The organism is Staphylococcus sp. SM3655, assembly GCF_016917315.1.
Lineage (GTDB): Bacteria > Bacillota > Bacilli > Staphylococcales > Staphylococcaceae > Staphylococcus > Staphylococcus aureus.
This window is the reverse complement of sequence record NZ_CP070305.1, coordinates 1,336,586-1,357,189: the sequence shown is the minus strand read 5'-3', so window position 1 is coordinate 1,357,189 and position 20,604 is coordinate 1,336,586. Positions and strand designations below refer to the sequence as shown.

Genomic DNA, 20,604 nt, shown 5'->3' with positions numbered 1-20,604 from the left:
AAGGAGCCTACCTCCTTCAATTTAGATTAGCTGTGCTATTTGATTGATTTGCATTTATTTAAAATGGCTTAAAGTACTAAACTGAATCATCAATAAAATTCAGCTTAGTATCTTTTTGCCTGTTTTGTAAATTGCGTATTAATCAGTAACTTCTTTTTGTGTTTCAGGAGCATCATTTTGTTGTAAATCTACTTTGCGTTCTACAACATCATCGTCATCAACGTCTGTCATTTCGATTTCATTATCTTGCTCATCCATAACTTTTACATCTAAACCTAAACTTTGTAATTCTTTCATCAATACTCGGAATGATTCTGGAACACTTGGTCTAGAGATGTTTTCACCTTTAACAATAGCCTCGTATGTTTTCACACGTCCTACTGTATCATCGGATTTGTAAGTTAAGATTTCTTGTAATGTGTATGCAGCACCATATGCTTCAAGTGCCCATACCTCCATCTCACCGAAACGTTGTCCACCGAATTGCGCTTTACCGCCAAGTGGTTGTTGTGTAACAAGTGAATATGGTCCTGTTGAACGCGCATGTAATTTATCATCAACCATGTGCGCAAGTTTCAACATGTACATTACACCTACTGAAATACGGTTATCGAATGGTTCACCTGTACGTCCATCATAAAGTACAGTTTTACCATCACGAGCCATACCAGCTTCTTCAATTGTTGACCATACATCGTCATCGTTTGCACCGTCAAATACAGGTGATGCAACGTGAATACCAAGATTTTTAGCAGCCATACCTAAGTGTAGCTCTAATACTTGTCCGATGTTCATACGAGATGGTACACCAAGAGGGTTTAACATGATATCGATCGGACGTCCGTCTGGTAAGTAAGGCATATCTTCTTCAGGAACAATCTTAGAAATGACACCTTTGTTACCATGTCGACCACACATCTTATCACCAACATGAATTTTACGTTTTTGAACGATGTATACACGTACTAATTGGTTTACACCAGGTGATAATGTATCGTCGCCTTCTTCACGATTGAATACTTTTACATCAAGAACGATACCGCCAGCGCCGTGAGGTACACGTAATGAAGTATCTCTAACTTCACGTGCTTTTTCACCAAAGATTGCATGTAACAATCTTTCTTCGGCAGTTAACTCAGTTACACCTTTAGGCGTTACTTTACCAACTAAAATATCTCCATCTTTTACTTCTGCACCAATATAAACGATACCACGATCGTCTAAGTTCTTAAGTGCACTTTCAGAAACATTAGGAATATCTCTTGTGATTTCTTCAGGTCCTAACTTAGTATCACGTGCTTCTGATTCATACTCTTCAATATGAATAGAAGTATACACGTCATCTTTCACAAGTCTTTCACTCATGATAACGGCATCCTCATAGTTGTAACCGTCCCAAGTCATGAAACCAACTACTACGTTTCTACCTAATGCCATTTCTCCTAATTCCATAGATGGTCCATCTGCTAAAATCTCGTTATACTCAACAACATCTCCAACTGCAACGATTGGACGTTGGTTGTAACATGTACCTGAGTTTGAACGTTTAAATTTAGCTAATGGATAGCGATCTAATTCACCTTCATGCTCAACGCCGTTCTCTTCAACTAGACGACGTACAAGAATTTCATTAGATTCAACATGTTCAACACGACCTCTGTGCTTAGCTGTAATAGCTGCACCAGAATCACGTGCTGCAACGTGTTCCATACCTGTTCCAACAAATGGTGCTTCTGGATTCATCAAAGGCACTGCTTGACGTTGCATGTTCGCACCCATCAATGCACGGTTTGAGTCATCATTTTCTAAGAATGGAATACATGCTGTCGCTGCTGAAACAACTTGCTTCGGCGATACATCCATATAATCCATTTTTTCTTTAGCCATAACTGTGTTGTTACCACGGAAACGACATACAACTTCATCATCCATGAAACGACCATTTTCATCTAATTTAGAGTTTGCTTGTGCTACAACATAGCTATCTTCTTCGTCAGCTGTTAAATAGTCAATTTGATCAGTGATAGCATGTGTATCTAAATCAACTTTACGATATGGTGTTTCAATAAAGCCGAATTCATTTACACGTGCATAACTTGATAATGAGTTAATCAATCCAATGTTTGGTCCCTCAGGTGTTTCAATTGGACACATACGGCCATAGTGAGAGTAGTGAACGTCACGTACTTCCATTTGAGCACGTTCACGTGTTAAACCACCAGGTCCTAATGCTGATAGACGACGTTTATGCGTTAACTCAGCTAATGGATTTGCTTGGTCCATGAATTGTGATAATTGAGAGCTACCAAAGAATTCTTTAATAGATGCAATAACAGGTCGAATATTAATTAATTGTTGAGGTGTGATAGACTCAGTATCTTGAATTGACATTCTTTCACGTACAACTCTTTCCATTCTTGATAAACCGATACGGAATTGGTTTTGTAGTAATTCACCTACAGAACGTAAACGACGGTTACCTAAATGGTCAATATCATCTGTATATCCAATACCGCTTAATAAGTTAAAGAAGTAACTCATTGAAGCAATGATATCTGCTGGTGTAATGCATTTAACTTCTGAGTCAGGGAAAGCATTACCAATTACAGTTGTCGTACGACCTTCATCATCGTTAGGAACATATACTTTAATTGATTGAATTTCTACTGGCTCGTCTATAACGCTACCATGCAATTCAAACACTTCGCTGTTTGCATTTGATTCAAGTACATCCATGATTTCGTCGATTTTACGACGATCAAGCACTGTACCTTCTTCAACTACAATTTCACCAGTTTCAGTATTTACAATTGGCTCAGCTAATTTTTGATTAAATAAACGATGTTTTAAATGTAATTTTTTGTTTGTTTTATAACGACCCACGCTTGCTAAGTCATAGCGTTTTGGATCAAAGAAACGTGAATACAATAGACTTTTAGCATTTTCAACAGTTGGTGGTTCACCTGGACGTAAACGTTCATAGATTTCTAATAACGCTTGTTCAGTGTTTTCAGTGCCGTCTTTCTCTAAAGTATTACGTAAATATTCATTGTCACCTAAAAGGTCAACAATTTCTTGGTCGCTTGAGAAACCTAATGCACGTAACAATACTGTTAATGGTAGTTTACGTGTTCTATCAATACGTACGTATACAACATCTTTAGCATCTGTTTCATATTCTAACCATGCACCACGGTTTGGAATAATTGTTGCATCATAGTTTTCACGACCATTTTTGTCGATTTTTTCATTGAAATAAACGGATGGTGAACGAACTAATTGAGATACGATTACACGTTCTGCACCATTGATAACGAACGTACCTGTATCAGTCATTAATGGGAAATCACCCATAAAGACTTCTTGTTCTTTAACTTCTCCTGTTTCTTTAATGATTAGACGCACTTTTACACGAAGAGGTGCAGCATAAGTAGCGTCACGGTTTTTAGATTCTTCTAAATCATATTTTGGTTCTCCTAAACGGTAATCCACAAACTCTAATGACAAATTACCAGTAAAATCTTCAATTGGAGAAATGTCTCTAAACATTTCGATTAAACCTTCTCTTAGGAACCACTCGTAAGATTTAGTTTGAATTTCTATTAAGTTTGGTAATTCTAATACTTCTGAAATTCTCGCGTAGTTTCTACGTTTACGATGTCTTCCATATTGGACAACTTGACCTGCCAAACAGATTCACCCCTCAAAAATTATGTGATCCGCTTTTAGCTAAATATCATAAGCATATTAATAAAAAGACAAAAAGAAAACGGCAACACTAATGATGACACCATTTTCGATTCTATATTTATTCTTAATTAACTTATCTATTTAACGTAAAAGTACACACTTATTGAACATAAATTTTTAAATTATATAACTATAACAGAATATCCATTTCATTTCAAGCTTTTATACTTCTCAGAATGTAATATCCTTTATCTTTATTTACCACTTCTACATTTCCAAAAAGTTCATTCATTCTTTTCTTTGCAGATGGCATACCTTGCTTCTTCTGAATTACAACGAATAGTTCACCGTTCGAGTCTAATCTATGTAATGCTTGCTCGAATATACGATGCACGGTTTCTTTCCCTGCTCTTATTGGTGGATTGGTTAAAATAAAATCAAAACTTTTGTCTTCCACAGCAGACAAAGCATCACTTTCCTTTACGATCACATTATCAATACCATTTAATTTTTTGTTTTTTTCAACTAAGGCTAGTGCTCTGTGATTAACATCTAGCATTGTAATTGAATGATGTGGTGATACTTTAGCAATCATCAAACCAATTGGTCCGTAACCACAACCAACATCGGCAATTCGCTTACTTGGACCAGGTGGATGCGCTTTTAAAAAAGTTTGAACAAGAACATCTGAACCATAATCTACTTTATCTTTCGAAAACACTCCATTATCAGTTATTAAATCAATTTTATGATGGTTTAATTGATATTGAATACGTTGTTCATTGCTAATTACACTTGGATCTTCATCGTAATAATGACTCATTATTCCACCTCATCTTCACTTTGTAACTCGTCATTATAATTATAACATTTCACTCAGTCTTTAAATGAATAAAACCCCGTTATCAAAGAATCATTATATTATAGCAATACTTGCTATAATATAATGATTATTAAGTTTAAGATACTTGAATTATTTTAATTCTACAGTAGCTCCAACTTCTTCTAATTGTTCTTTAAGTTTTTCAGCTTCTTCTTTAGGTAAAGCTTCTTTGATTACTTTAGGAGCTCCGTCTACTAATTCTTTAGCATCTTTTAATCCTAAACCAGTTGCTTCTTTAACAGCTTTAACAACTTTGATTTTAGATGAACCAGCTGAAGTTAACTCAACGTCAAATTCAGTTTTTTCTGCTGCAGCGTCAGCGCCACCAGCTGCACCTGCTACTGCTACTGGAGCAGCTGCAGTTACACCAAATTCTTCTTCAATTGCTTTTACTAAGTCGTTTAATTCTAATACTGACATTTCTTTAATCGCTTCAATGATTTGTTCATGATTAGCCATTTTATAATTCCTCCATTATTTTTAATTTTTTTACGCTAAAAATTATTCAGCGTTTTCTTCTTTTTGTTCTCCAATAGCTTTAACCGCATAAGCGAAGTTGCGTACAGGAGCTTGTAATACTGATAAAAGCATAGATACAAGACCATCGTGTGAAGGTAATGAACCAACAGTTTTAACTTCTTCTGCTGTAATAACATTGCCTTCCATAACGCCTGATTTAATTTCTAATGCTTCATGATCTTTAGCAAATCCAGAAATTACTTTCGCTGCAGCTACAGCATCTTCACTTGAAGTTGCAATAGCAGTAGGACCTGTTAAGAATTCATCTAAGCCTTCGATACCAGCTTTTTCAGCTGCACGACGTACCATAGTGTTTTTGTATACTTTATACTCAACACCAGCTTCACGTAATTGTGAACGTAAGTCAGTAACTTCAGCTACTGTTAATCCACGGTAGTCAACGATTACTGTTGAAACTGAATTTGATAGTACCTCAGCAATTTCATCAACTAGTTGTTTTTTAGCTTCAATGATAGCAGACATTCAGACACCTCCATTTAAATTTTTGGTGCTTTTTTTAAAATTAATAAAAAAAGCACTTTCTACCCACGGCAAAAAGTGCTTGAAAGATCATAGATCATCACGTTCAAGTCAATTTTAGCCTCGGCAGGATAAATTTTAAGTTATAAATAACTCCTACTGTCTTAGGTAAAATAATCACAATAAGTAATATAACTTGGAAATTACTTATTGTCAATATATTTTTACAGACTGAAAGATATTTCTTTCAGCCTGTAATTATTTATATCATTTATTATTTGAAACTTGCAGTATCAATTTTAACTCCAGGACCCATTGTTGTAGTTACAGCAACAGATTTGAAGTATGTACCTTTAGCAGATGATGGTTTAGCTTTAGCTAATACATCTTGTAAAGTATTGAAGTTTTCAATTAATTGTTCATCAGTAAATGAAACTTTACCAATTGATGCATGTACGATACCAGCTTTTTCAGCACGGTATTCTACTTTACCAGCTTTGATTTCTTCAACAGCTTTTTTAACATCCATTGTTACAGTTCCAGTTTTAGGGTTTGGCATTAAACCTTTTGGTCCTAATACACGACCTAATTTACCAACTTCACCCATCATGTCTGGTGTAGCAACTACTACATCGAAGTCGAACCAACCTTGTTGGATTTTTTGAACGTATTCTGCTTCACCTACATAGTCAGCACCTGCTGCTTCAGCTTCAGCAATTTTGTCACCTTTAGCGAATACTAATACACTTTGTGATTTACCAGTTCCGTTTGGTAATACAACTGCACCACGGATTTGTTGGTCATTTTTACGTGTATCAATTCCTAAACGGAATGCAACTTCAACAGAAGCGTCAAAGTTAGCAATGCTTGTTTCTTTAGCTAATTTAATTGCTTCTTCAACACTGTAGTGCTGAGTACGGTCAACTTTACTAGCTGCTTCTTGATACTTTTTACCTTTTTTAGCCATTTATAGTTCCTCCTTTAGTGGTTTTAGCGGAATTTCCTCCCACATTACTTGCTATATGCAAGTTAAGAGCAGACAACAGAAGAATTAATCTTATGAATAAATCAATCATTAATCTAGTCATTCAGATTATATTTATAATTCATCATTATTATCTCTGTTATCTGCTTCATCGTTTAAATCATGTAATCAAATTTAATATTCGTAAAATTATTCTACAACGATACCCATACTACGTGCAGTACCTTCGATAATACGCATAGCTGCTTCTTCGTCAGCAGCGTTTAAGTCTTGCATTTTGCTGTTAGCAATTTCGCGTACTTGATCTTTAGTTACTGTAGCAACTTTAGTTTTGTTTGGTTCGCCTGAACCTTTTTCAATACCAGCTGCTTTTTTAAGTAATACTGGAGCCGGTGGAGTTTTTGTAATAAATGTAAATGAACGATCTTCATAAACACTGATTTCTACCGGAATAATTAAACCTGCTTGATCTTGAGTACGTGCATTGAACTCTTTACAGAATCCCATGATGTTCACACCTGCTTGACCTAATGCTGGACCAACTGGTGGTGCTGGATTCGCTTTACCTGCAGGAATTTGTAATTTAACAACTTTATCTACTTTTTTAGCCACGATGTGCACCTCCTTGATATCGTGATGTGGTCACAGGGCTCAGTTTTGCCCTCCCACTCTTAACATTTCGTGACGAAATGGGCGCTCTAAAAGCGCGACCACATAATTTTAACACTTTTCTAATTAAAAAATCAATACTCTTTTTTATCTTTTGGTTAGTTTAATAACTTTAATTGTTAATTAAAGCTTTTCTATTTGATCGAATTCAACTTCTACTGGTGTTTCTCGGCCAAACATATCTACTAATACTGTTAGCTTAAACTTATCTGTTTCAATTTCTTGAACTTCACCAACTTGATTCGCAAATGGACCTGATTTAATACGAACTTGCTCGCCAACTTCGAGTTCAACATCGATAGTCTTTTCTTTAAGACCCATTTGTTTTAAGATGAAGCGAACTTCTTCTGGTAACAATGGATTTGGCTTAGACCCTGCACCTGCAGAACCTACAAAACCAGTAACACCTGGTGTATTTCTTACCACATACCATGATTCATCTGTCATGATTAATTCCACTAAAACATATCCAGGGAATGTTTTTTTAACAGTCGTTTTAGCTTTGCCATCTTTTACTTGAGTTTCTTCTTCTTCCGGTATGACTACTCTAAAGATTTGTTCAGTCATATTCATAGATTCTACTCTTTTTTCTAAATTCTTTTTAACTTTATTTTCATATCCAGAATATGTATGCACTGCATACCAACGCTTTGCGCCAACTTCTTCAGACATGTCTTCACTCCTCTAACCAAATAATAAATTTTTCAATGCTGTAATTCCTAAATCTAAGGCATAGAAAAAGACTAAGAAGAATATAACAGTAGAAACTACAATTACAGTATATTTAAATAGCTCTTCTTTCGTCGGCCAACTTGTTTTTTCCATTTCAGACTTAACGCCTTTAAAGAAACTTTCTTTTTTAGCCATCTGCTCAACCTCCAAATCCTTTGAACATATTATCAAAGTATTATTTCGAATGTATTTATTTCGATTCTTTATGAATTGTGTGCGCGTTACATTTTGGACAATATTTCTTTAAGGTTAATCTTGTTGCCGAGCCTTCTTGCTTAGGAACATTATAATTTCTATTGCCACAAGCTTCACAATTTAAAGGTATTTTTCTCACAATAATTCACCTTTATTCATTATAATACCAGTATACTATACATAAATTTTATAACAAATGTCAAACCATCAGTAAGTAACACGTTATAATTCAATTCACGTCCTAAGGCGCTTTTCAAATCATTTTGAAATAACGTTTTATTTTATTTTTACATCGTTGTATGGCATTATAAATCACTTTCTCTTTTACATGCATCAATTGAGCAATTTCTCTCGGCTTATATTGTTTACACATTAAATACATGACATCTTTTTCAAATGCACTCAAATACTTAAACTGACAAATCAACTCTTTAATTGCTAATTTATTCAAATAATTGTTTTCAACATCATAACGCTTTATTGCACATGGATACGTAACTCTATATTCATTAATCAAATTATCCATTCTTTTATTTGTAGCTAAATATTTTCTCAAATAATCATACTTTACAGACGTAATTAAACATTGAACATAATTTGTGAAAGGCTGCTCTCCACTAAAATCAAATGTTTGGACCGACCTATACATCCGTATAAGTATTTCTTGATATAAGTCTTCTAAATCATAATGATTAAATCCAAATGTTTTGATGCGTCGAATAATTAATGGTTGTAGATCCATTACTAACTTTTCGAAGTCTTTATCATTTATTGCATTGTTACGTTTGATTGTACTGTCTTGAGTTGTCAAATCGTATTTCAAGTATTAAACTAACCCCTTCTATCTAAAATTTAAGGTTAGTTTAATATTGTTACATTCAAAATTTCAAGATGACGGAAATGTCATTTCTTATGATGTCCTCTTCGTATTTTTTCAAATTCTGCAAGGATTTCAGAAGATAACGGAATTCGAGTTCTTGGCTTGTTTTCACTTATATCATCTAATGATTTACTCACATCAATTTCATTTTCTTTTAAATCTCTCCACATTTCGCGAGATGATATTCTATATGCACCTGATCCAAAGATAGCATGTTGCTCACTCATATCACTTGTTACAACTGTAATATGCTTAGTATGCTTGTCATAAAGTTCATAAACATAACGTTCTATGAAACTATCAGCTGTTTCTTTTTCCTTGGTAAAAATCGTTTTAACGCCATGATACATGTATTCTCTTTCAACACCCGATTGGTCATAAGCATCGAAAACACAAATAATTTCATCTGAAATAACTGCATTATAATTTGCAATTGCATCTATTAATTGCATTCTAGCTTCTTCTAAATTCTCTTTTGCAATGGCGCTTAGCGTTGGTGATTGTCCTATCATATTGTATCCATCAATGATTAAGTAACGTTCTTTCATTATATTTCTCCAACATCATGTCTTTTTCGAAATACTTCGTACATCATTAAACTTGCTGCAACCGAAGCATTCAAACTGTTTACATGTCCAACCATTGGAATCTTAATATAAAAATCGCATTTATCACTTACTAGGCGACTCATACCCTGTCCTTCGCTACCAATTACAATAGCCAATGACATGTCCGCTTCTAGATTTCTATAATCTGTTGCATTATTAGCTTCAGTGCCAGCTACCCAAAAGCCATTATCTTTTAGTTCATCGATAGTTTTAGCTAAATTTGTCACTCGAATAACTGGTACATGTTCAATTGCACCTGTTGAGGCTTTTGCAACTGTTTGCGTTAGTGTAACTGAACGACGTTTAGGAATAATAACACCATCAACTCCCGTTGCATCGGCTGTTCTTAAAATTGATCCCAAGTTATGCGGGTCTTCTAAGCCGTCTAATATAAGTACTGTCGATAAACCTTCTTTTTCTTTTTGCTGTTTTAAAAATTGATCGAAGTCAGCATATTCATATGGTGCAATAAGCGCTGCAACACCCTGATGTGGTGCATTTGCTAAAAAATCTAATTTAGATTTTGGTACAGTTTGAACAATAATTTTTTGATCTTTTGCATTTTTTAAAATTTCATTAATTTGTTGCTTTTTAATACCTTCTTGAATCAATATCTTATTTATCGGATGCCCAGTAATAATCGCTTCTCTAACAGCATGCCTACCAACAATAACCGTATCTTCCACATCGTCACTACCTTTCGTTTACTATTGTTATTATTTTATTTAATAATGCCTCTAATCGTTCTTCTCTTTTTTCTAAATAAAGAAAACCTATCACTGCTTCTATCGCTGAACTTTTACGATATGTTTGAACATCAGTGTTTTTAGCTTTAGTATGACTTTTCGCGTTACGCCCTCGCTTCAAAATATCCATTTCTTCGTCTGTAAACCATTCTTGCTCCATTAAATATTCTAACGTTTGCGCCTGACTTTTGGCAGATACATATTTTTTAGACATTTGATGTAGTTTATTAGGCTTACTTTTAAGCTTTAAAACGATATAGGTACGTACATATTGATCTAAGACTGCGTCTCCCATATATGCTAAGGTCAATGGATTCAATAATTTAATGTGATTATCTTGTTGATTATCCACGTTTAAATCTAACCCCTTGAGGTGTGTCTTCTAATATAATGTTTTGTGATTTCAGCATGTCTCGAATTTCATCTGCTCGTGCAAAATCTTTGTTTTTCCTTGCTTCATTACGCTCTTCGATTAATTTTTCAACATCTTCATCCAATAATTCATCTGCATTTTTAGATTTTAACGGTACACCTAAAACATCGCTGAAAATTTGATAAACTGCTTTAAATTTATCAATTACTTCTGTTGATGTTGTGTTCTCTAGTACATATTTATTCGCAAGTTTTGCTAAATCATACCAAGCTGTAATTGCATTAGCTGTATTAAAATCATCATTCATAACTGTTTCAAAACGATTTAAAATCGCATCAATTTGATCAATATATGTCTGTTGATTTTCAATATTAGTAGCAATTTGTGCGCGCTCTTCAATTAATTGATAACTATTGCGAATACGCTCTAGTCCACTACGTGCTGATTCTACCAATTCTAGATTATAGTTAATTGGGCTTCTATAATGTACGCTAATCATAAAGAATCTTAGTACATCTGGATCAACTTCTTTAATAATATCGTGAACTAAAATAAAGTTGCCTAGTGATTTACTCATTTTTTCATTATCAATATTAATGAAACCATTATGCATCCAATAATTAGCAAATGGCGCATGATTATGTGCTTCTGATTGTGCTATTTCATTTTCATGATGTGGAAATTGTAAATCTGAACCACCCGCATGTATATCAATTGTAGGTCCTAGCTCATGAAATGCCATTACAGAACATTCTATATGCCATCCTGGTCTACCTTCACCAAATGGGCTATCCCAACTAATCTCGCCAGGCTTCGCTTTTTTCCACAATGTAAAATCAAGTGCATCTTCTTTATGCTCTCCTGCATCTATACGAGCACCCACTTTTAAGTCATCTATGGATTGATGACTTAATTTACCATAACCTTCAAATTTACGTGTTCTAAAGTAAACATCGCCACCACTTTCATATGCATAACCTTGATCCACCAACTCTTTAATAAATTGAATAATGTCATCCATATGGTCCATTACCCTTGGATTTGAAGTCGCTTTTCTAACATTTAACGCACCAACATCTTCATGAAAAGCTGCGATATATTTTTCTGCAATTTCGGGAACAGACTGATTTAATTCTTGAGAACGTTTAATTAATTTATCATCTACGTCTGTAAAATTTGATACATATTCTACATTATATCCTTGGTATTCAAAGTAACGTCTCACTACGTCATAATTAATTGCTGGTCTTGCGTTACCAATATGAATGTAGTTATATACAGTAGGACCACATACATACATTTTTACTTTTCCTGGTTCTATAGGCTTGAACACTTCTTTTTGACGTGTAAGCGTATTATATAATGTAATCATCTTGAATCTCTCCATTCCTAGTCTTTTCAAGTTGTCGTTCTAAATGCTTAATTTGTTCATAAATTGGATCAGGTAGATGGCGATGATCAAATGTTTTTCCAACTCGAACACCATCTTGCTTAACAATATGTCCTGGTATACCAACAACCGTTGAATAGCTTGGAACTGATTGTAAAACAACTGAATTTGCACCAATATTTACATTTGAATTTATTTTAATATTTCCTAAAACTTTCGCACCCGCTGCTATTAAAACATTGTCTCCTATATCTGGGTGTCTTTTCCCTCTTTCTTTCCCTGTCCCACCAAGTGTCACGCCTTGATAGATTGTCACATTATCACCAATTGTACATGTTTCTCCTATTACAACGCCCATACCATGATCTATAAATAGACGCTTTCCAATTTTAGCACCTGGATGGATTTCTATACCTGTGAAAAATCTTGAAATTTGAGATATCGCGCGTGCTGCAACATATTTTTTTTGGTTGTATAACTTATGTGCAATCAAATGACTCCAAACTGCATGTAAACCTGCATACGTTGTAATGACTTCTAATGTTGAACGTGCCGCTGGATCCTGCTCAAATACCATTTTTATATCGTCTCTCATTCTTTTTAACAAGATCATTTCCTCCTCAATGATTGAACTACGTAAATACATAATTGAAGTACCTGCGAAATTAAATATCAAAAAAGCACCACTAACATACAAATTGTATTGTTAGAGGCGCTTCCGCACGGTTCCACTCTGAATTTAGCGAATAACATTAATAATATTGCGGGCGCTTCCAAATTATCAAGGAAACTAAGTCAACTTAATGCTCATCACTCTCATTATATATTTAATTCATTTTACGAAGGTGCATTCATTAATTTCTACGTTGTACTCACAGCAACCGTACACTCTCTGCATCGTATAAATTTAATTACTAATCCTTCGTTTTATATAAAATACTTTATTCATATTGTTGTAATTTGTTAATACAACTTTATCATATGTGGTTACGTTATAAAATTCAAGTATATACTACCTTGATCTTGTCTATTTCATTACTTATATTGTTTTAAACGGTTTAGCACTTTTTCTTTACCAAGTACTTCAATTGTATTTGGTAATTCAGGACCATGCATTTGGCCTGTTACAGCAACACGAATAGGCATAAATAATTGCTTGCCTTTTATTCCTGTTTCTTTTTGAACTTCTTTAATTGTCTTTTTAATTTCAGCCGCTTCAAATGGTTCAAGTGCTTCTAATTTACTGAATAAGTGCGTCATTAACTCTGGTACTTGCTCTCCATTAATCACTTGTTGTTCTTCTTCACCAAGAGCTGGCATTTCTTTAAAGAACATTTCTGATAAAGGTACAATTTCACCGGCATAACTCATTTCTTTTTGATAAAGCGCAATTAATTTGCGTCCCCAAGATAAATCCTCTTCTGACGGCACCTCAGGAATCAAATTTGCTTTAATTAAATGAGGTAATGCTAATTGGAATACTGTTTCAGTATCTTTTTGTTTCATATATTGGTTATTAACCCATGCTAATTTTTGCTTATCGAAAAATGCTGGTGATTTTGACAAACGCTTTTCATCAAAGATTTTGATAAATTCTTCTTTAGAAAAGATTTCTTCTTCACCTTCAGGAGACCAACCTAATAACGCAATAAAATTAAATAACGCTTCAGGTAAATAACCTAAGTCACGATATTGCTCAATAAATTGTAAAATTTGCCCATCACGTTTACTTAACTTTTTACGTTCTTCATTAACAATTAATGACATATGACCAAAACGAGGTGGCTCCCAGCCAAATGCTTCATAAATCATAATTTGTTTAGGCGTGTTTGAAATATGATCATCACCACGAATTACATCTGAAATTTGCATGTAATGATCATCTATAGCTACTGCAAAATTGTACGTTGGAATGCCATCTTTTTTTACGATAACCCAGTCACCAATACCATTTGAATCAAATGAAATATTTCCTTTTACCATATCATCAAATGAATACGTTTGGTTTTGAGGTACTCGGAAACGAATTGATGGTTGGCGTCCTTCTGCTTCAAATTGTTGACGTTGTTCTTCAGTCAAATGCGCATGCTGACCACCATAGCGAGGCATTTCACCACGAGCGATTTGCGCTTCACGTTCAGCTTCTAATTCTTCTTCTGTCATATAGCATTTATATGCTTTATCTTCTGCTAGTAACTGATCTATTAATGGTTGGTAGATATGTTGACGTTCAGATTGACGATATGGTCCGTAGCCATTGTCTTTATCTACAGACTCATCCCAATCTAATCCTAACCATTTAAGATTATCAAATTGTGATGTTTCTCCATCTTCTAAATTACGTTTTTTATCAGTATCTTCAATTCGAATCACAAAATCTCCGTTGTAATGTTTAGCATACAAGTAATTGAATAATGCTGTTCTTGCATTACCAATATGAAGATAACCAGTTGGACTTGGTGCATATCTTACTCTTATACGATCGCTCATTTTTTTCACTCCTAAATTAAATATCAGATTTTCAAGTTAGTTCATATAAATTGTTCATTTGCTATCTTCGACCGTCATAACAAATGTCTAACTCGTCTTATTGTTAAAACGAAACAATGCTTTTTAACATGACCTTAAAATAATTTCATTGTTTAATCATAACATAATTCCCTGGGTAATATGCTTAAATTTTAAATAGAAAGCTGTTGTTTTTTCAACACTTTAAAAAAGCTATCCCTAAGAATCAAGACTGCACTACATAAACATTTCAACGACTTAAAAATGAATATTATGTACTGTGAAATTAAACTTCAAATTAACTATTCAAATACGTTAAAATTGATTCTAATTTTGTATGTCTTGATTGCTATAAGAATAACTTTATTAATATCTAAAATTTAACACTTAATGAACTTGTTTCAATGATATATTAGCACTATTTGTATTTTTTGATAACTAATATGTTTTGCATTTATTTATAGTTATACTTCAAATTACAAACTTCGCCATTTCATATACCTTTTAATATCTATTTTGTTTTCGTCAACTACAGTTTTTATAATGATACTGTATCTTCGATTTTTTTAGCAAAAACAATTCTTCCTGAAGATGTTTGCAATAAGCTGACTACTTCTAAATTGACATGACTGCCAATAAGATTTTTAGCATTATCAACAACTACCATCGTACCATCATCTAGATATCCTACTGCCTGACCAGGCTCCTTACCCATTTTTGTCAGTAAAATATGCAGTTGATCACCTTGATGTACATTAGGTTTGATTGCTTCTGATAAATCATTAACATTTAATGCTTTGATACCATGTACATGACAAACTTTATTTAGGTTGAAATCTGTCGTTATAATACTTGCATGATATTGTTTTGCTAATTTTAATAACATCGTATCAATATCACTATGTGTTTTAGTTGGATGTATAACCTTTGTAGGATAGTCTAAATCATACAATTCATTTAAAATATCTAAGCCTCTTTTACCCTTTTCACGTTTAACACTGTCATTTGAATCTGCAACAATTTGTAATTCATTAATAACACCTTGTGGAATTAAAATATTGCCATCGATAAAACCGCAACGAATGACTTCTAAAATACGACCATCAATAATTGCGCTTGTGTCGATAATTTTTGGCGTAGCACTTTTAGTATGTTGTGACATGGAACGCGCTATATTCTCAGGTAAAAACATTAACATTTCATCTCGTTTTTTAAGGCCAAATTGGAAACCGAAATAACATAGTAATATCGTAATTATGACAGGAATGAAATGATTAAAAATAGAGTTACCAATTGATTCTAATATAAACGACACCATAACAGAAATAAGTAATCCGATTATTAAACCTATTGTTGCGAATAGTATTTCAACAGCACTTCTACGCATAATAAAATGTTCTAAACCTTTTATAGCGTTAGTAACTCGTCTAATAAATACACCAAAAATTAAGAACATAAAAATACTACCGATAATGCCATCTACATAGTGATTTTTTAAAAAGCTGGAGTTTTGTAATCCAAGATCATTTGCAATTTCAGGAATAATAATTATTCCTAATGCGCTCCCAATAATTAAGTAAATAATAATAACCATTAGTTTAACGATATTCACACAATGTCCTCCTTTCTTGATGTTTTATGAATGAAGAGCAAATGACAATGCTTCATGTACAGTAGTTACACCTATTACTTGTATACCTTCAGGATATGTCCATCCGCCTATATTATTTTTAGGAATAATTACACGTTTGAAACCTAGTTTTGCAGCCTCTTGCACGCGTTGTTCTATCCGAGATACACGACGTACCTCACCCGTTAAACCAACTTCTCCAATATAGCAATCTAATCCGTCGACAGCTTTATCTTTAAAGCTAGATGCAGTTGCTACAATTACACTTAAATCAACTGCTGGCTCCGTTAACTTTACACCGCCAGCTACTTTGATATAAGCATCTTGTTGTTGTAATAGATAATTTTCTTTCTTTTCCAAAACAGCCATCAACAAACTTAATCGATTATGATCAATCCCTGTTGCCATTCGTCTCGGATTGTTAAAAGTCGTTGGAGTTACCAGCGCTTGAACTTCTATTAAAAGTGGTCTGGTTCCCTCCATGGTTGCAACAATTGTTGAACCTGGAACATTTGTTGAACGTTCTTCTAAAAACATTTCAGATGGATTATTTACACCTTTTAATCCACTTTGCTTCATTTCGAAGATTCCCATTTCATTCGTTGAACCAAAACGGTTTTTAACAGCTCGCAAAATTCGATATGCGTGGTGTTCATCGCCTTCAAAATAAAGCACAGTATCAACCATGTGTTCTAGCAATCTTGGGCCAGCAATTTGACCTTCTTTCGTTACATGACCCACTATAAAAGTTGCAATGTTCATTTGTTTAGCAATATTCATTAAACTTTGTGTACTTTCACGAACTTGTGAAACAGAACCTGGCGCAGAGCTGATTTCAGGATGATATATTGTTTGAATCGAATCCACTACTAATAAATCAGGTTGTTCTTCTTTTACTGTTTGATAAATAACTTCAAGATCTGTTTCAGCTAATACTTGCAATTCACTTGAATCTTCATCTAATCGCTCTGCACGTAATTTAGTCTGACTAAGCGATTCTTCTCCAGTAATATATAGTACTTTTTTCTTTTGAGATAACGATGCACAAATTTGTAAAAGTAACGTTGACTTACCAATACCTGGATCCCCACCAATAAGTACTAACGATCCGCTCACAATACCTCCACCTAATACACGGTTGAATTCTGCTGAATCTGTTAACACTCTCGGCGTTGTTTCATGTTTAATACTATTTAATTTTTGTACTTTACCTGCTAATTCCTTGGTTTTAACTCCATGTTTAGGATTGGCTGCTTTTTCAACAATTTCCTCCATTTGATTCCAAGCGCCACAATTAGGACATTTCCCCATCCATTTAGGAGATTGATAACCACAAGCCATACATTCAAAAATCACTTTTTTCTTGGCCAAAATTGCACCTCCACTTTCCTTTGAACAAATCTATTTTAAACGCACATTCCCATTATGACAAATTAAATGTGAGTTACATTTGTTTGTATTTTAACATGACTACTAACGCAAACTGTTTTACCAGATTTATTTTTTATGAATATTATAAAATAAACTTACATCATGTTGATAGTCGGTATCTTTCAAAGATAAAATCTTAATAATTTCTTAGTAAACTCTTTTCTCTAGATTTATCACAATATTATATAGACCTATTTTATTTTGACGTAAGTTGCTAGTATCTTCAAACAAAAAACCTTTATAAAAATTCATACCTTTATGCTATCGCTGTAGGCTCATTAACTTCTTACATATAATTCTTAACTATCCTTTGATGATTGTTTTATAGATTGTTTCGTTGATGGATACTTTCACGAATTTCTATAGTTCAATGCTACTAAAAAAACAGCCCAAAACTTTAATTTGTTTTGGACTGTTTTATAATTATGCTTGCGATGGTGTTTTAGTTTCTGAAGTTTGTTCAGCAATGTCATATTTAAACTCTTTACCATCATGATCTACTGTAACTTTCTTACCTTCAATTTGATTACCATCTAATATTAATTCACTTAAATTATCTTCGATAGTTTTTTGTATCGCTCTAATTAATGGTCTTGCACCATATTCTGGATCATATCCTTCTTCTGCGATTTTGTCTTTCGCTTTATCAGTAACAATAATATTTATGTTTTGTTCAGATAATCGATTTGTTAATTTATTAACCATCATTGTTACAATTTCTTTTAATTCTTCTTTTGTTAGTTTATGGAATACAATGATATCATCTACACGGTTTAAAAATTCTGGACGGAATGAATTTTTTAATTCTTTTAACATCGTTTTTCGAATTGTTTCATAATCTTGTCCATCACTTGAACCACCGAATCCAGCAAATCGTTGATCTTGTAATTCTTGTGCCCCAACGTTTGATGTCATTATGATAATTGTATTTCTGAAATCAACTGTACGTCCTTTTGTATCTGTCAAATGTCCATCATCTAAAACTTGTAATAGAATATTAAATACATCTGGATGAGCTTTTTCAATTTCATCAAATAAAATTACAGAATATGGTTTACGTCTAACTTTTTCAGTTAATTGTCCACCATCATCATGACCAACATATCCTGGAGGAGCACCAACTAATCGGCTCACTGCGTGTTTTTCCATAAATTCACTCATGTCTACACGGATCATCGCATCATCATCGCCAAACATTGATTCAGCTAAAGCTCTAGCTAATTCAGTTTTACCAACACCAGTTGGTCCAAGGAAGATAAAGCTACCAATTGGTCGTTTAGGATCTTTTAACCCTGCACGGGCACGTCTAACCGCTTTACTGATTGAATTAACAGCATCTTTTTGCCCAATAACTCTCTCATGTAATGTATCTTCTAGACTAAGAAGTTTTTCAGATTCTGTTTCATTGATTTTAGTTAATGGGATACCTGTCCATCCTGCAATAACTTCAGCAATATCTTCTTCTGACAATGAAGTTGACATGCCATTTTGTGCATTCTTCCATTCATTTTTAGCTTCTTCATATTGCTTTTCAAGTTTTGTTTGTTTATCACGCAGGTTAGCAGCATTTTCAAACTCTTGAGCATGTACTGCAGCATCTTTTTCATTTTTAACTTTTTCAATTTCTTGTTCAATTTCTTTTAAATTATTAGGTGTCGTATGACTCTTAAGTCTTACTTTAGAACTTGCTTCATCAATTAAATCAATTGCTTTATCTGGTAAGAAACGATCTGAAACGTATCTGTTACTTAATTTAACAGCTGCTTCAATAGCTTCGTCTGAAATATTAATACGATGGTGTGCTTCGTAACGATCTCTTAATCCTTTTAAAATAGCAACTGTATCTACTACTGAAGGTTCATCAACTTGTACAGGTTGGAAACGACGTTCTAAAGCCGCGTCTTTTTCAATATTTTTGCGATATTCATCTAATGTAGTAGCACCAATACATTGTAATTCACCACGTGCTAATGCCGGTTTCAAAATATTCGAAGCATCGATAGCACCTTCAGCACCACCAGCACCAACTAAAGTATGCAACTCATCAATAAATAGGATGACATTACCTGCTTGTTGGATTTCTTCCATAACCTTTTTCAGACGCTCTTCAAATTCACCACGATATTTAGTACCTGCAACTACTGTTCCCATATCTAAAGACATAACACGCTTATCTTTTAATGTCTCTGGTACCTCATTATTCACTATGGCTTGCGCTAAACCTTCAGCAATAGCAGTTTTACCAACACCTGGCTCTCCAATAAGTACAGGATTGTTTTTCGTACGTCTACTTAATACTTCAATTACACGTGTAATTTCTTTATCACGTCCTATAACAGGATCTAATGTACCGTCTTTGGCAATGACTGTTAAGTCACGAGCTAAACTATCTAAAGTTGGAGTATTATTTGACTTACTAGCTTGTGCATTTTTATTACTCATTTCAGGGTTTCCTAAAGCTTTCACAACTTGTGCACGTGCTTTAGTAATATTTAAATCTAGATTTGCAAAAACTCTTGCTGCAACACCTTCATTTTCACGAATCAAGCCTAATAAAATATGTTCCGTTCCAACAAAATTGTGATGTAATTTTCTAGCTTCATCCATCGATAATTCAATGACTTTTTTAGCTCTAGGTGTATAATGCAATGTACCAACATGATCTTGACCATGTCCGATTAATTTTTCAACTTCTTCAATTACTTTATCTTCAGTGATATTAAAACTTTCTAATACTTTTGCAGCAATTCCTTCAGGTTCTTTCATTAATCCCAATAATAGGTGTTCTGTTCCTATATTTGAATGATTTAAACGAATTGCTTCTTCTTGTGCATGTGCTAATACGCGCTGTGCACGCTCAGTTAATCTACCAAATAACATAAATA

General features: G+C 33.8%; 19 protein-coding genes and 1 other annotated feature. All 19 genes read right to left on the bottom strand.

The window, feature by feature from the left end; translation table 11 throughout:
* Positions 1 to 138: 138 nt before the first annotated feature.
* The 19 genes from rpoB to JQN76_RS06590 all read right to left on the bottom strand — a co-directional run bounded on the left by rpoB (position 139) and on the right by JQN76_RS06590 (position 20,599).
* A complete protein-coding gene (gene rpoB / locus JQN76_RS06680; protein WP_000918667.1) occupies positions 139 to 3,690 on the bottom strand; it encodes a DNA-directed RNA polymerase subunit beta in 3,552 nt (1,183 codons plus the stop codon).
* Between the two features lie 214 nt (positions 3,691 to 3,904).
* The gene (locus JQN76_RS06675) at positions 3,905 to 4,513 is read right to left on the bottom strand and encodes a class I SAM-dependent methyltransferase (protein ID WP_000020304.1); all 609 of its coding nucleotides are present in this window, start codon (positions 4,511 to 4,513) and stop codon (positions 3,905 to 3,907) included.
* A gap of 150 nt (positions 4,514 to 4,663) precedes the next feature.
* Positions 4,664 to 5,032 carry a 50S ribosomal protein L7/L12 gene (gene rplL / locus JQN76_RS06670; protein WP_001273586.1) on the bottom strand — a complete coding sequence of 123 codons (369 nt, stop codon included), beginning with the start codon at positions 5,030 to 5,032 and terminating at the stop codon, positions 4,664 to 4,666.
* Between the two features lie 42 nt (positions 5,033 to 5,074).
* Positions 5,075 to 5,575, bottom strand: a complete 501-nt coding sequence (gene rplJ / locus JQN76_RS06665) for a 50S ribosomal protein L10 (protein ID WP_001273085.1) — start codon at positions 5,573 to 5,575, stop codon at positions 5,075 to 5,077.
* A gap of 37 nt (positions 5,576 to 5,612) precedes the next feature.
* Positions 5,613 to 5,759 (bottom strand) — a sequence feature (ribosomal protein L10 leader region).
* 87 nt (positions 5,760 to 5,846) lie between these two features.
* Positions 5,847 to 6,539: a 50S ribosomal protein L1 gene (gene rplA / locus JQN76_RS06660; RefSeq protein WP_001074619.1), complete on the bottom strand. Its 693-nt coding sequence runs from the start codon at positions 6,537 to 6,539 to the stop codon at positions 5,847 to 5,849.
* A 207-nt stretch (positions 6,540 to 6,746) separates the two neighbouring features.
* Positions 6,747 to 7,169: a 50S ribosomal protein L11 gene (rplK, locus tag JQN76_RS06655; protein WP_001085792.1), complete on the bottom strand. Its 423-nt coding sequence runs from the start codon at positions 7,167 to 7,169 to the stop codon at positions 6,747 to 6,749.
* Positions 7,170 to 7,349: 180 nt separating this feature from the next.
* The gene (gene nusG, locus JQN76_RS06650) at positions 7,350 to 7,898 is read right to left on the bottom strand and encodes a transcription termination/antitermination protein NusG (protein WP_001288302.1); all 549 of its coding nucleotides are present in this window, start codon (positions 7,896 to 7,898) and stop codon (positions 7,350 to 7,352) included.
* A gap of 12 nt (positions 7,899 to 7,910) precedes the next feature.
* The gene (secE, locus tag JQN76_RS06645) at positions 7,911 to 8,093 is read right to left on the bottom strand and encodes a preprotein translocase subunit SecE (RefSeq protein WP_001074473.1); all 183 of its coding nucleotides are present in this window, start codon (positions 8,091 to 8,093) and stop codon (positions 7,911 to 7,913) included.
* 55 nt (positions 8,094 to 8,148) lie between these two features.
* Positions 8,149 to 8,292, bottom strand: coding sequence for a 50S ribosomal protein L33 (gene rpmG, locus JQN76_RS06640; protein ID WP_001788193.1), 144 nt, complete (start codon positions 8,290 to 8,292; stop codon positions 8,149 to 8,151).
* A 114-nt stretch (positions 8,293 to 8,406) separates the two neighbouring features.
* Complete coding sequence (locus JQN76_RS06635) at positions 8,407 to 8,976, bottom strand: sigma-70 family RNA polymerase sigma factor (RefSeq protein WP_000872874.1); 570 nt, start codon at positions 8,974 to 8,976, stop codon at positions 8,407 to 8,409.
* An 80-nt stretch (positions 8,977 to 9,056) separates the two neighbouring features.
* Positions 9,057 to 9,581, bottom strand: a complete 525-nt coding sequence (locus JQN76_RS06630; RefSeq protein ID WP_000664738.1) for an NYN domain-containing protein — start codon at positions 9,579 to 9,581, stop codon at positions 9,057 to 9,059.
* Positions 9,581 to 10,327 (bottom strand): 23S rRNA (guanosine(2251)-2'-O)-methyltransferase RlmB, encoded by a 747-nt coding sequence (rlmB, locus tag JQN76_RS06625; protein WP_000390332.1) that lies wholly within the window; start codon positions 10,325 to 10,327, stop codon positions 9,581 to 9,583. Before rlmB ends, JQN76_RS06630 begins: the two co-directional genes overlap by 1 nt.
* 7 nt (positions 10,328 to 10,334) lie before the next feature.
* Entirely contained in the window at positions 10,335 to 10,739 is a 405-nt protein-coding gene (locus tag JQN76_RS06620) for a Mini-ribonuclease 3 (protein WP_000370182.1), read from the bottom strand.
* The gene (gene cysS, locus JQN76_RS06615; RefSeq protein WP_000631974.1) at positions 10,732 to 12,132 is read right to left on the bottom strand and encodes a cysteine--tRNA ligase; all 1,401 of its coding nucleotides are present in this window, start codon (positions 12,130 to 12,132) and stop codon (positions 10,732 to 10,734) included. The genes JQN76_RS06620 and cysS overlap by 8 nt, the downstream gene beginning before the upstream one ends.
* Positions 12,116 to 12,763 (bottom strand): serine O-acetyltransferase, encoded by a 648-nt coding sequence (cysE, locus tag JQN76_RS06610; protein ID WP_001805237.1) that lies wholly within the window; start codon positions 12,761 to 12,763, stop codon positions 12,116 to 12,118. The genes cysS and cysE overlap by 17 nt, the downstream gene beginning before the upstream one ends.
* Before the next feature lie 422 nt (positions 12,764 to 13,185).
* Positions 13,186 to 14,640: a glutamate--tRNA ligase gene (gene gltX / locus JQN76_RS06605; protein WP_001283792.1), complete on the bottom strand. Its 1,455-nt coding sequence runs from the start codon at positions 14,638 to 14,640 to the stop codon at positions 13,186 to 13,188.
* Between the two features lie 556 nt (positions 14,641 to 15,196).
* Complete coding sequence (locus tag JQN76_RS06600; RefSeq protein ID WP_001028376.1) at positions 15,197 to 16,270, bottom strand: PIN/TRAM domain-containing protein; 1,074 nt, start codon at positions 16,268 to 16,270, stop codon at positions 15,197 to 15,199.
* Between the two features lie 24 nt (positions 16,271 to 16,294).
* Positions 16,295 to 17,659, bottom strand: a complete 1,365-nt coding sequence (gene radA, locus JQN76_RS06595) for a DNA repair protein RadA (protein WP_001085219.1) — start codon at positions 17,657 to 17,659, stop codon at positions 16,295 to 16,297.
* A 483-nt stretch (positions 17,660 to 18,142) separates the two neighbouring features.
* Positions 18,143 to 20,599: an ATP-dependent Clp protease ATP-binding subunit gene (locus JQN76_RS06590; protein ID WP_000897132.1), complete on the bottom strand. Its 2,457-nt coding sequence runs from the start codon at positions 20,597 to 20,599 to the stop codon at positions 18,143 to 18,145.
* Between the last annotated feature and the right edge of the window lie 5 nt (positions 20,600 to 20,604).

What these genes read in the sequence shown, in the direction of transcription:
- JQN76_RS06675 (WP_000020304.1), bottom strand. Translation starts at nt 4,513, where the DNA reads ATGAGTCATTATTACGATGAAGATCCAAGTGTAATTAGCAATGAACAA.
- rplL (WP_001273586.1), bottom strand. Translation starts at nt 5,032, where the DNA reads ATGGCTAATCATGAACAAATCATTGAAGCGATTAAAGAAATGTCAGTA.
- rplJ (WP_001273085.1), bottom strand. Translation starts at nt 5,575, where the DNA reads ATGTCTGCTATCATTGAAGCTAAAAAACAACTAGTTGATGAAATTGCT.
- rplA (WP_001074619.1), bottom strand. Translation starts at nt 6,539, where the DNA reads ATGGCTAAAAAAGGTAAAAAGTATCAAGAAGCAGCTAGTAAAGTTGAC.
- nusG (WP_001288302.1), bottom strand. Translation starts at nt 7,898, where the DNA reads ATGTCTGAAGAAGTTGGCGCAAAGCGTTGGTATGCAGTGCATACATAT.
- secE (WP_001074473.1), bottom strand. Translation starts at nt 8,093, where the DNA reads ATGGCTAAAAAAGAAAGTTTCTTTAAAGGCGTTAAGTCTGAAATGGAA.
- JQN76_RS06630 (WP_000664738.1), bottom strand. Translation starts at nt 9,581, where the DNA reads ATGAAAGAACGTTACTTAATCATTGATGGATACAATATGATAGGACAA.
- cysS (WP_000631974.1), bottom strand. Translation starts at nt 12,132, where the DNA reads ATGATTACATTATATAATACGCTTACACGTCAAAAAGAAGTGTTCAAG.
- cysE (WP_001805237.1), bottom strand. Translation starts at nt 12,763, where the DNA reads ATGATCTTGTTAAAAAGAATGAGAGACGATATAAAAATGGTATTTGAG.
- gltX (WP_001283792.1), bottom strand. Translation starts at nt 14,640, where the DNA reads ATGAGCGATCGTATAAGAGTAAGATATGCACCAAGTCCAACTGGTTAT.
- JQN76_RS06590 (WP_000897132.1), bottom strand. Translation starts at nt 20,599, where the DNA reads ATGTTATTTGGTAGATTAACTGAGCGTGCACAGCGCGTATTAGCACAT.